Annotated in this window: 10 protein-coding genes; 9 read left to right on the top strand and 1 reads right to left on the bottom strand. The window is 35.3% G+C overall.

Annotated features, from left to right (window positions below; translation table 11 throughout):
- Positions 1 to 14: 14 nt before the first annotated feature.
- From P4L16_01615 to P4L16_01655, 9 genes are all read left to right on the top strand, one after another.
- A complete protein-coding gene (locus tag P4L16_01615) occupies positions 15 to 1130 on the top strand; it encodes a hypothetical protein (protein ID MDR3623817.1) in 1116 nt (371 codons plus the stop codon).
- Positions 1131 to 1168: 38 nt separating this feature from the next.
- Positions 1169 to 2773, top strand: coding sequence for a glycoside hydrolase family 3 N-terminal domain-containing protein (locus P4L16_01620; GenBank protein ID MDR3623818.1), 1605 nt, complete (start codon positions 1169 to 1171; stop codon positions 2771 to 2773).
- Between the two features lie 218 nt (positions 2774 to 2991).
- Positions 2992 to 4440, top strand: a complete 1449-nt coding sequence (gene sufB / locus P4L16_01625; GenBank protein ID MDR3623819.1) for a Fe-S cluster assembly protein SufB — start codon at positions 2992 to 2994, stop codon at positions 4438 to 4440.
- 2 nt (positions 4441 to 4442) lie between these two features.
- Positions 4443 to 5219 carry a Fe-S cluster assembly ATPase SufC gene (gene sufC, locus P4L16_01630; protein ID MDR3623820.1) on the top strand — a complete coding sequence of 259 codons (777 nt, stop codon included), beginning with the start codon at positions 4443 to 4445 and terminating at the stop codon, positions 5217 to 5219.
- Positions 5219 to 6496 (top strand): SufD family Fe-S cluster assembly protein, encoded by a 1278-nt coding sequence (locus tag P4L16_01635; GenBank protein MDR3623821.1) that lies wholly within the window; start codon positions 5219 to 5221, stop codon positions 6494 to 6496. Before sufC ends, P4L16_01635 begins: the two co-directional genes overlap by 1 nt.
- Positions 6493 to 7710: a SufS family cysteine desulfurase gene (locus P4L16_01640; GenBank protein MDR3623822.1), complete on the top strand. Its 1218-nt coding sequence runs from the start codon at positions 6493 to 6495 to the stop codon at positions 7708 to 7710. The genes P4L16_01635 and P4L16_01640 overlap by 4 nt, the downstream gene beginning before the upstream one ends.
- A 385-nt stretch (positions 7711 to 8095) precedes the next feature.
- Positions 8096 to 8506, top strand: coding sequence for a hypothetical protein (locus tag P4L16_01645; protein MDR3623823.1), 411 nt, complete (start codon positions 8096 to 8098; stop codon positions 8504 to 8506).
- Between the two features lie 668 nt (positions 8507 to 9174).
- Complete coding sequence (locus P4L16_01650) at positions 9175 to 12018, top strand: insulinase family protein (GenBank protein ID MDR3623824.1); 2844 nt, start codon at positions 9175 to 9177, stop codon at positions 12016 to 12018.
- 261 nt (positions 12019 to 12279) lie between these two features.
- Positions 12280 to 12504: a hypothetical protein gene (locus tag P4L16_01655; protein MDR3623825.1), complete on the top strand. Its 225-nt coding sequence runs from the start codon at positions 12280 to 12282 to the stop codon at positions 12502 to 12504.
- 32 nt (positions 12505 to 12536) lie between these two features.
- Here P4L16_01655 and P4L16_01660 read toward each other — a convergent pair.
- Positions 12537 to 12903, bottom strand: a 367-nt coding sequence (locus P4L16_01660; GenBank protein MDR3623826.1) for a GxxExxY protein, incomplete at its 5' end; no start/stop codon positions are given.

Genomic DNA, 12903 nt, shown 5'->3' on the forward strand with positions numbered 1-12903 from the left:
AAAGAGTTAGCATTATGATACGCATAATAGATGGTAATTATTTTATTAATGAGTGTAATCTAGATAGAATGTCAGCTTGTTTAGAGCCTGCTAAGGTTAAAGCAGGAGCAAACTTTATTCAGCATTATCTGTATGGAGTCTCTGTTATTGTTGCAGCCATATTTAGAATGGTTAATTACTATTTTGGGGATAGGAATTGGTATAATAGTGAAAGTGCTAGGCAAATTATTTTTTCTTATGTGCGACTAGATGATGCAACAGAAAACAAGTATGATGCACTACTTTTCAATAAGGTTAATGCGCTTTACAAGGAAATATGTTCACGAAGTGGACAGCCAGGATTACCTAATCCCTCTCTAAAAAGAGTAGACATTCTAGATGCACTAGAGTGCGTTTCACAAGAAAATTTTAGGAAAACTTTAGAGGATATGATTAATGATTCTGAGCCTGCTTCGAAAGTAAAGTCAAAGAAAAGTAGCACCTGCAGGTATAAAGAAAAATTAGAGAAAAGAATAAGGGAAATATCAGAGGATCCTACAAAAGAAAAAATTGTGACTACTAAAGAAATTGCAGATAATCAGGTTTTATGGGACAAAATTGGAGTAATATTGAGTAAGTTGCATCCTATTTCGCTTATAGAAATAGAGAGTAGAGGTCTTGATGATTCATTTCGCAGGCTAGTGGTAGATGAAGCAACGCTTCAAAAGCGTGTTCAGTTGCTTAAAAGAATAAGAAGAGATGATCTAATTCCTGATGAGTTAAAAGATCCATTTACAAAAGAGCTCTTAGAGGAGCCTGTTGCTTTAAAAAGTATTAAAAATAGTAATACTTATATTTCTTGGATAGGTCGAAAATCTTTGGATGCAGCTGCAAAGGCTGTTATAGGTTCATTTGGGAATGATGCAACTCAATTAAGAAAGGAGCGTTCTGATGGCAAACATCGTGTCATGCATCCAAGAACGAATGAAATGGTTTGGCCAGATGATGCATCTGTTGGTAATCCTGCTTTAACTGCTGAGAAAGAGAAGATAATTAAGGCAATAGAAGATAAAAAGCAGGGAATGCAAGGGAATAATTTAATGATAAAAGAAAAAATTAAAAGAACACTTGCTTCTTTAGATGTAACTTAAGTAGACTGCTCCTTTGTTATTTCTGTTTTGAGCTATGTATGCTTCGTTTTTTACTATTTTTTTGTATTAGTGTTTCCTTATATGCAGGAATGTCTCCTGAAGAAGTTTTAAGCACACTTTCTTTGGAAGAAAAAATTGGACAACTTTTTGTAGCTCCTATTGGGGGTAAGTTGACTCCAGAGCTAATGGAAAGGGTGAAAACCTCAATTCAAAGCCAGCGCCTTGGAGGTATCATTTTAACTCAAGGAGATCCTCTTGTTCAAATTGAGATCATCAATTGCTGTCAAAAGATGCAAAAAATTCCCCTGATTACTATGCAAGATGCGGAGTGGGGGCTTACCATGCGCCTTGAGCCTGCTCTTCGTTTTCCAAAGAATATGGCTCTTGGAGCCATACAAGATGAATCTCTTCTTTATCTTTTTGGAAAAGAGATAGGAAGAGAGCTTGCATTAGTAGGTATTCATGTGGGCCTAATGCCAGTTGTTGATGTAAATACAAACCCTGCAAATCCTATTATTGGAGAGCGTTCCTTTGGAGATATTCCAGAAGATGTTGCAAGAAAAGCCTTGCTTGTTATGAGAGGAGTTCAAGAAGAGGGTGTTTTGGCTTGTGCTAAGCACTTTCCTGGGCATGGAGATACATTTGTAGACTCTCATTTGGACCTTCCTGTTATAGAGCGTTCTATGGAAGAATTGCAAAATAGCGAGCTTGTCCCTTTTGTGGCTATGATAGAAAACAAGGTTGGAGCTATTATGCCAGCACACTTATCGATTCCAAGTCTTGACCAGTCATCTCTTTTTCCCTCTTCTTTGTCCTCTAATATTGTAGATGGTCTTTTAAAAAAACAACTTGGGTTTAATGGCCTTGTTATTACAGATGCCTTAAATATGAAGGGTGTGATGAAATATTTTTCTCCAAGAGAAGCGGCGCTGCGTGCATTTTTAGCCGGTAATGATTTGCTTCTTTTTGGAGCGCATCTTTTTGAGGATATTGAAGAGATTCATTCTATCTATATTCCAGAAGCCATCCTTGCAATAAAACAAGCTGTGATAGATGGAAAAATTTCTGAGGTACAATTAGATGAGAGGGTTTTAAAGATATTGAAAGCAAAAGAGGTTTGCAATCTTTTTAATTGCTCGCATGTTCCTTTTGTAACAAGAGATGAGCTGTTTACTGAGGATGCAAAAGCATTGAAGCACAAACTATATAAAGAATCCTTGACTCTTGTTAGAGACCAAAATCATCTGCTTCCCATTGCAACGGATCAAATCGTTCATTTCCAAATTGGAGGAGAAACGCAAGGGATTATTGAAGGAGCTTACTATTTAAATAAAGAATTTTCTTTGGAAGAATGCCCATTCATTTCCCCTTCCTCTACAATTGTTATTTCTTTGTTTGATCTGAGTCGATTTTCAAAAGATAATTTTAATGTTTCTTCATCTACGCTGAAACTAATTAGTGCTTTGCAAGGAAGGCCTGTTATTCTTGTCTTATTTGGAAGCCCTTATGCCCTATCCTTATTCGATTCAGTAGAAACTATAATGGTTGCTTATGAAGATGATCCTGATACAAGAGAATCTGCCATGGATGCAATTTTTGGCACATTTGTCCCTAGTGGCAAGCTTCCTATCTTGTCTTATTAATTGTGTATATACACAAATAAGTTCAAGAATTGGTTTTTGACAACGCGAAAGCTTTCGCGGTTCAACGATCATAATCAACTCCATATTGCTAATATTGAGTTGATTATGATCGTTGAACCTCGGGGCTTTGGCGCAGTCAAAAAAACAATTCTTGAACTTGTTTGTGTATAACTCTTATTTAGAGTAAAATGTCTTCTGAATTTAGAGAGGATTCTTTTATGGCTCATGATCCTGTGGATCAATTTTCTTCAGAAAAGACGGAGTATAAGTATGGGTTTGTAACTCATATTGAAACCGACTCTCTGCCCAAGGGAATCAATGAAGAGATTATCAGAGCGATTTCTGCTAAGAAGCAAGAGCCTGCATTTATGTTGGAATTTCGCCTGAAAGCTTTCCGAGCTTGGTTGCAAATGGAAGAGCCCTCTTGGCAAAATGTATCTTATCCAAAAATCGATTATCAAAATATTTGCTATTATTCTGCTCCAAAAACTAAGCCAAAATTAGATAGCCTAGACCAAGTAGACCCAGAACTTTTGGCAACATTTGAAAAATTGGGCATTCCACTTGATGAGCAACAAAGACTTACAAATGTTGCAGTTGACGTAGTATTTGATTCTGTTTCTATTGGGACCACCTTTAGAAAAAAGTTAGATGAAGCAGGTGTTGTTCTTTGCCCCATTTCCGAGGCAGTACATAAATATCCAGAGCTTATAGAAAAGTATTTGGGAAGTGTAGTTCCCATAAGTGATAACTATTTTTCAGCGCTTAATTCGGCTGTTTTTTCCGATGGCTCTTTTGTCTATGTTCCAAAAGGTGTCAAGTGCCCCATGGAGTTATCTACTTATTTTCGCATTAATGATAAAGAGTCAGGGCAGTTTGAGCGCACACTTATCATTGTAGAAGAAAATGCTTCTGTAAGTTATTTGGAAGGGTGTACAGCTCCTGCTTATGACACTAATCAGTTGCATGCAGCAGTTGTTGAGCTTGTCGCCTTAGATCATGCATCGATTAAATATTCTACTGTGCAGAACTGGTATTCTGGTGATCCAAAAACAGGCCTCGGTGGTATTTACAACTTTGTTACAAAGAGAGGAAGATGCCTTGGAAAGGCATCGAAAATTTCATGGACACAAGTAGAGGTGGGCGCTGCAATCACTTGGAAGTACCCAAGTTGTATTTTGCAAGGGGATGATTCTGTTGGAGAGTTTTATTCCATAGCTCTTACTAATGGGAAGATGCAGGCGGATACAGGCACTAAAATGATTCATCTTGGGAAAAATACAAGGTCAACAATTATTTCTAAGGGGATTTCAGCAGATACTTCTTCCAATAGTTACAGAGGTCTTGTAAAAATTGCTCCAAGAGCAGAAGGCGCAAGAAATTATACGCAATGTGATTCTATGCTTGTTGGTAATAAGTGTTCAGCAAATACATTTCCCTATATTGAAGTTGCAAATGCCACAAGTGAAGTAGAGCATGAAGCATCTACATCTAAGATGAATGAAGAGCAACTTTTCTACTTTCAGTCCAGAGGGATTGCAAGAGAAGATGCTGTTAATTTAGTTGTCAATGGCTTTTGTAAGCAAGTCATTAAAGAGCTTCCTTTAGAATTTGCAGCAGAAGCACAAAAACTGCTTTCATTAAAACTTGAAAACTCGGTTGGATAAACATGAATGTAAAAGAGCCTTTAATCGATATTAAAAACCTTCATGTCTCAATTGATGGCAAACCTATTTTAAAGGGATTTAATCTCACGGTATTTCCTGGAGAGATTCATGCAATTATGGGACCAAATGGAGCTGGAAAGTCAACGCTTGCAAAAGTACTGGCAGGTCATCCTTCTTACGGGGTTGTGGATGGAGAAGTTATATTCTGCAAAAAAAATATTTTAGAGCAAGATCCAGAAGAGAGAGCCATGATGGGGCTTTTCATGAGCTTTCAATATCCTCCAGAGATTCCAGGTGTTAGTAATGAGCAGTTTTTAAGAGAAGCCTTCAATGCAAAGAGAAGGGCTTTATCGCAAGATTCCTATTCTGAAGAGGCTTTTTCTATCTTTTTACAAGAAAAGATGGATCTTGTGGAGATGAAAAAAGAGTTTATCACAAGAAGTGTGAATGAGGGTTTTTCTGGGGGTGAGAAAAAGCGCAATGAAATCTTGCAGATGGCGATACTTGATCCAAAGCTTGCTATATTAGATGAAACAGATTCTGGCTTAGATATCGATGCAATGCGAGTTGTTTCAAGGGGTGTTAATCGCTTGATGAATAAAGAGAAGGGGCTTATTTTAATCACGCATTATCAGCGTCTTCTAGATTATATTAAGCCAGATTTTGTGCATGTGATGATGGATGGAAAAATTGTAGAGTCTGGCCCTTCTACACTTGCACTCCATTTGGAAGATAAAGGGTATGACGCCTTTTTAGCAGCAGTCGGAGATGAATCTTAATGTCTGGACATGTTCTATTAGAACCTTTGCAAGAAGATCTATTTTTGCGCTCATTGCATGAGCACTATGCAAATGCTTCAAAAGAAGATGCGCTGCAACACTTTAGAGCAAGATCTTGGGATCGTTTTTTAGATTTGGGTCTTCCTAAGAAAAGAAAAGAGTCTTATCAATACGTTCCTCTTCGCACCTTGTACGTAACAGAGTTTTTGGGAAGAGAGCAGATCTTGGAAGAGTTAAAAGTGGAAGATATTGAGTCTCACATCCTTTCAGAGTGTAGACACTCTTGCATTGTTTTTGTAGATGGAAAATTTGATAAGAGTCTTTCGAATATGAGCTCTATTAAGCATAACATTGTATGGAAAGCCCTTTCAGACGCATTTAGAACTTATGGAACTTTTTTAAATAACCATTTAGGAAAGAGTTTAAAAGAAGAAACGGATGCTTTTGCTCTACTCAACATGGCTCTATCTTCTGGATCCGCTTTCATCTATATTCCTCCTAAAATTAAAATAGAGGTTCCTATACAGATTCTTCATGTAGTTACAAATAAATCCCCACTTTGTTTTCCAAGAGTGCAGTTATTTGTAGGTGCATTTGCTGAAGTCTCTTTCGTTTCAAAAACAGTTCAAGAAAAAGATGCAGATGTTTTCTTGAGTGGAATGTACGATTTTGTTGTCGATGAGGGAGCAAAAGTTCATTATAGCACACTTGATAGCTCTTTTAAGTCATGGCAGTTTGAGTTTTTAAGGGCTCAGCTTAAAAAAAATAGCTTGTTTCAAGCAGTAAGCCATACAAGGGGTGCAAAGACGTTTAGACAAGATTTTTATGTCTCGTTATTAGGAGAAAATAGCGAGTGTGCTTTGTATGGTTTATGGGATTTGAAAAAAAATCAAGAGTCTCATACAAACGTATTTATAGAGCATGTAGCCCCTTTCTGCAAGTCATTGCAGTTGTTTAAAGGCGTGCTCAGTGACACATCAAAGTCTTCTTTTGAGGGGAAAATTTATGTTCATCCAGAAGCTCAAAAGACAGATGCTTTTCAACTAAACAACCATCTGTTTTTAAGTCCTTACGTAATTGCCAATAGTAAACCAAATTTAGAAATTTTTGCAGATGACGTAAAGGCGTCTCACGGGGCAACTTTTGGTCAGCTCAACTTAGATTCTCTGTTTTATTTGAAGTCAAGGGGCATAAGTGATGCAAAAGCAAGGAAGCTTCTTATACAAGGATTTACAAAAGAAATTCTAGACCTTTTACCCTTTGGAAGAAGTTTATGAAAGATCTTTTTCTTTTGCGAGAAGATTTTCCCATGTTAAGAGCCATAAGGCATGGTAAACCGCTTATCTATTTTGATACAGCAGCAAGCGCTCATAAGCCAAAAGTTATGATAGAGGCCATCACAGATTTTTATGAAAATCATTATGGAACAGTGCACAGAGCTGTTTATGCCCTTTCTATGGAATCAACAAGCCTTTATAATAAAGCGCGCACAAAAGTGCAGCATTTTTTGAATGCCAAAAGATCGGAAGAAATCATTTTTACAAGAGGTACGACAGAGAGTATCAACTTGATTGCAAGCTCCTTTGGAAAGGCTATGATACAAGAGGGTGATGAAATCATCCTTTCTGAAAGTGAACATCACTCTAACATTGTGCCGTGGCAAATTCTTTGTGAAGAGAGAGGTGCACATTTACGTTTTATCCCTATCGACGATAATGGGGAAATTATTTTTGAGGCTTATAAAAAGCTTTTGAATGAACGTACAAAGCTTGTAAGTATTGCTCACATTTCCAACTCATTAGGCGTACTTCATCCTATAAAAAAAGTCATCGAAGAGGCGCACCGTTTTAATGCTAAAGTGTTTATAGATGCGGCTCAAAGTGCACCTCATCTTACTTTGGATGTACAAGAATTAGATGCAGATTTTCTTGCATTTTCTGGTCATAAAGTTTATGGCCCAACGGGCGTTGGAATACTTTATGGCAAATACGAGCTACTTGAACAATTGCCTCCTTATCAGGCAGGTGGTGACATGATTCAAAAGGTGTCCCTCTCTAAAAGCTCTTATAATGAGCTTCCCTTGAAGTTTGAGGCAGGAACTCCTATGATTGCAGAGGTGATTGGTCTTGGTGCATCCCTTGATTATTTAAAAGATATTGGGCTAAGCCACATAGAAAGGCATGAAATAGCGCTTTTAGATCATTTGATAAGAGAGTTAGAAAAAATAGAAGGTCTTACAATACTTGGTAGAGCAAAGAAAAAAGGTTCACTTGTAAGCTTTATCGTAGAAGGTATTCATCCCTTAGATTTAGGTACTTTTCTTGATTTTAAAGGAGTTGCTATTCGCACGGGGCACTTATGTTCACAAACTACTATGAGCAGATTTTCTCTTGGAACTGTATCGAGAGTCTCTTTTGGCCTTTACAACACGCATGAAGAAGTCGATCTATTTATCACTTACTTGAAAGAAGCTATAGTAAGGCTGTCTTAAGGTTATTTAACGTCAGCTCGATTTTCAACTGTTTGTTAATCAATAGCTTGAATAGTTATGCACAAACAATTCTTGAACTTGTTTGTGTATATAATTTGCAGGGCGAAGACCCTGTATTATTGTACTCATTGTGATCCAGACCCCCAAGCAGAAGGGCGACCACACAGTGTTATAGAACAACCTGGTGCTGAAGGAAAATATACTACATTTAATGAAGATGGAACATTTAAACAATATAGAGGCCTGGAAAGCCTCATGGCAATATACCAAGGCCAAATATAAAAGAAAATAAAATAAATCCATCTCCTACAGGGCCTAGACCAGGTAATCCTCAAGTAAGGGAAGCTAGACCAGATGAAATTCCTAGGTAAAAAATAAAGGCATTATGGATAACAATACACCTTCAATATATACAGCTTTATATTGGCTTGTACAAGATAAGCAAATCGAATCTAAAATATTTTTTACATTCTTAGATTTTTTTTGGCCTAAGTTTATAAAAAAAGACAACTACATCTTTTTGGAAGAAAAATATTCTGAAGAAAGATATCAAGAATTACTTAAAAAAAAAATAAATCCTGAATTCTGGATTAACTTATTAACCGTAGACTCATATTTTGAAAATGAAGATGATTTTGAAGAAAAATCGATTGTCCTAGCTAAAGCGCTTGTCGATATATGGCAAGCGAAATTAAAACTAGATTTCCCAAACTTAGAGATCATTGTTAATTATGTTTGTGATACTGACGTAGGCGACTATGGGATAACTTTTTATCAACAGATGCCTTTTATATAGATTTATGCCTCTATTCTAAAGAAAAGGCAAAATTGCAAAAAAATTGGAGATCAAAAATGGTAGCCAGGAAAGGCTTATGAATTACACTTTAACGGATATGATTACCCATTTTAGACCTAGACATTTTATTAACCAACCTCTTGAAGAAGCAACAGGGTCTCTGTAAGTAGCTGTAGCTTTGATTTTTTTCCCTCTACGCCTCTCTAAATGCTTATCAACCACTAGAATAAGCTTGGTTTTTGTAAGAGGTAGCAACATCTGAATCAGCAATTTTGACGCCTAAAGCATATCTAATTTACACCTGCTTAAAAGATTAGGCTGAAGCAATGAAATATCAATCAGGGAGATATTAAATTGTATCCATAAAACGACTTTATCAGCATATCCTGGAAATTGCTTTGTTGGACAAATTGCTATTTTTAAGGCTGTTTGAATTGATATTCAGTGTTAAAAGTAGAGAAAAGATGCTTCGGTTTTTACTCCTAAACGTTCTATAAATAAAACCTTTTATCTTATTCTTTTTTGAAATCATAGCCGTAACCACCGCAATTTGCTTGTTAAAAATTCATTTTTAAAAAAACATTCTATAATGTAGTCTGAAGTGATGATGGAAGATCGTAATATTTTTTCAAAGATTTTATCTTAAGTCTCAAAAGGCAAGCTAATCTATGTCATCAAAATTTTTAGCATCAAGCAATGATAGGTACAAAGATTATGTTGTAATACAAACCGCTCAAATTGATGAACTAAATTCATTTTTTCGAGAGATAGTTCATGAGCCAAGCGGAGCAACTATCTTCCATTTTGAAAATAATGATCCGGAAAATTTTTATTGCATTGCTTTTCAAACACGCCCAGAAAACGATAAAGGAGCTCTTCATGTTTTAGAGCATATGGCATCATCAAAAAACACAAATCAAGACTTTTTGTCTCAATCAACTACATCATTATATACAAGCTTACGAGCGACTACAAATGAAGATTTTACCGTATTTTATGCTTCTAGCTTAATAAAAAAGGATTTTTATAATTTGCTGAAAGCACAAATTGATGGGTGTTTTTATCCATGCTTAAGTGAACTTTTATTCTTTCAAGAGGGATGTCGCATAGAATTAAAAAGCCTAAATAATATTAACAGCGGACTTCGCTTTAATGGTGTAGTTTATAATGAAATGAAGAATAAATGTGCAGAAGTGGCTTGGCATCATCTAAAAGCAACACAACGGTATCTTTTGCCAAATTGTTATCGACACAATCACGGAGGAAGTCTGAAAGGATTAAGGTCACTAACTTGTAATGATGTAATAGCTTCTCACGAAAAATTTTATAAGCCTAGCAATTGCATATTTACTTTTTATGGAAATTTTTCTCTACAAGAGCACCTTAATTGTCTAGAAAAACAGATTTTAAAAGATTCTAAAAAAACAGCTCCCCTTTCTCTTATTAATCAAAAAAAAGAAATACTAAGCCCCATAACAAAAAAAATATTAGTTCCAAAGGACTTAACTAAAGAAGAATGCATTGCTTTTAGCTGGCTTACGACATCTTTCATTGATCATGTAGAAAAGCTAGCTCTGTTAATTCTTGAAAATTTTTTTGATAATATAGAGCTATTTAATCCCATTTTAAATGAAAGCCTTGCGCAAAGTATTCAAGCACAAACCTTCGATTTACAGAGAACTATTTTTCAATTTACCTGTTACGGATGCAGTAAGGAAAATTTAGAACTTATCCAAGCAAAAATTTTTAAAATTTTGAAAGAACTTACTAAAACTGGATTGGATCAAGAAATAATCAACAACGCGTTCTCTTCTTTAGAAATTGATTGCTTAGAATTAATAAAAGAAAATGGGGGTCCACCCATATTGAAATGGTGTAACAATGCGTTACAAACGAAGTTCTATGGTGGGAATGTTATAGAAACACTAAAATTTTCTTCAACTTTTAAAAAACTAAAAAAACTTTACAAAACAAATCCTTCCTATTTCCAAAAACTTATTAACAAATATTTACTTAAAAACCCAGACTTTACACGATTGATTTTTGTACAAGATTCTCATTTTTTTTCAAAGGAAGAACTAAAAGAACAAAAGGAACTTTCGCGATTTAAGGATATCTTGTCACAACAAGACCTAAAAACAATAAAATCTAATATGGTAAAGCTTTCTTCTCCTTCAAATATTTCTTTATCACCACTTTTGCTACTTTCTGATATTCCTGTTAAAATTAATTCTCAAAAAACTGCTTTAACGGCAACAAAAATTAACAATATCCATATATTTCATCATCCTTGCGTTACTAATGGACTTGTATATCTAGACCTAATGTTTGAGCTTCCTGGAATCAAAGACGCTGAATTACTCGCTCTCCTTCCATTACTTTGTAATGGAAGTATTGGGATAGATGGTGAGGAAATTCTTTGTCGTCTAAATACAGAACCAAATAGATCCAGCCTTCGCCTACACGTTAAAGGATTGTCTTATAAAATCAAAAAGCTTTTTACAGCCCTACAAAAGACGATTACTCCGCCATTTTATAGTCAATTGCCAACTTCACAAATGCTGTTTTTAGAATTATCGACTTTAGAGGATAGTTTATCCAAAAAATCTTTCGATTATGTATATAAACGGGGATCAAGCGGATTTTCTGCAAACAATTACTTAGAGGAATTATGGAACGGTATTAGCTATTTTAAGGCCATTAAAAATATATCACATCTAGACAAAACATCCCAAGTTATAGAAAAATTATCTTGTTTAAAAAAAATGCTTTATTCATGTCCAGAGCCACATCTTTTAATCACTTGTAATGATGATACCTTTAAAACTATTGTGGACCACCACTTATTTGATTTTAGCACAAAAAGCCATGCCGGCTTCACACCTCTAAAAAAGGACCTATTAATACCATTAATTTGCTCTCACGCAATTGAAGCTAGAATGCCTATAGCTTCTACGTGTCAGGTATTTCGAGCAATAAATTATTTACATAAAGACTATTCAGCTCTTCTTGTAGCTACAAATATTTTTGAAAATATTTTATACAATAAGTTAAGAAAGACAAGCGGAGCTTATGGTCCCGGTATTAGAATACAATATACAGGGGATATTGCCCTGTGTAGTAGTGCAGATGCTCACATTGCACAGACATTAGATGTTTTTAAAAAAACAATTGAAACAGTTGTCCAAAAAAAAGTATCTGCTCAAGATATTACCAAAGCACAATTCTCTGCTATTCGCATGCTAGATACAGAAAAATGCATCCAAGCCCAAGCCTTATCAGCTTATAAAGATTTTCAACTAGGAATTACCAATCAAACAAGACAAGTTATTCGCAACAAACTACTCGAAGTTACTCCTAAACAAATTTCTAATGCAGTGGAAGAACATCTCTTCTCAACAATCGATAAAAGTATTATTATCACTCTTGCAGATGCAAATCTTATTGCAAAAGAAAACAAAATTTTAGCGAAACAAGGTCAAGAACTCCCAGTGCAGTCTCTGCTGGACTAGCTTAATTAAGATAATATAAATTTTATCTTATTATATTTGGACACGCGTACTGCTTGTGCTAGTTTTTTTCAGATTCTACGAAACAACGGCCGCTTCTTGATAAATTATTTTAATTAAGATTTCGTAAATATTTTCGTGCTCAATCTTCAAATCGTGTGTTAGGTTCGGACTTTTGTGTTTTTTTAAGGCCTTATAGTGTCGCTATCAAGAAATTCAACAAATAAAACTTCTTCTCGAAATAGCTAAACTAAAGAGCATTGTATGAAGTACTTGCGTTATGTTTTATTGTTTCTTTTGATACCTTGTTTCCTTCACGCATACAACAAAACTGAAAGCGAAGCACTTTATGAAAGCGTAAAAGCTAAGCTAAAGGAAGCCAATAATTATGACAATCAAGCAAACAACCTCAAGTTTAATCAACTAAGCTTACGTATTCTTTTGCTTAATAAACGCCAGCTCGATTTTCAACTATCTGCTAATCAATAACTTGAATAGTTAAAACACGGAGACGCGGAGACTTATAATTTATCATTTATGATGCGTTCTACACCGTTTTTTACTTGTTTATTGCCAAAATTAATGAGTAAACCTAGTTCATGTCTTGTTAAGCGCAAGTATGTAAGAAGTTGAACAGAATGCTCTTTCTCTGTTGCTTTAATTTCAATGATAATTTTATTTTCAACCAGGATATCCAAATAAAGTGGTTCTCTAATTTTACACCCTTTGTATATTACATTTAGAGGGGCTTGTGTTTGAATTTGCAATCCTTGCAACGACAATTCATGACATAATGCAGACTCATATACACTTTCAAGCAAACCAGGCCCTCCAAGCACCTTATGGACTTCAATAGCTGCTCCAATAATTTTATAAGACAAATCGTTA

The sequence above is a fragment of the Chlamydiales bacterium genome, assembly GCA_031292375.1.
GTDB lineage: Bacteria > Chlamydiota > Chlamydiia > Chlamydiales > VFKH01 > JARLHF01.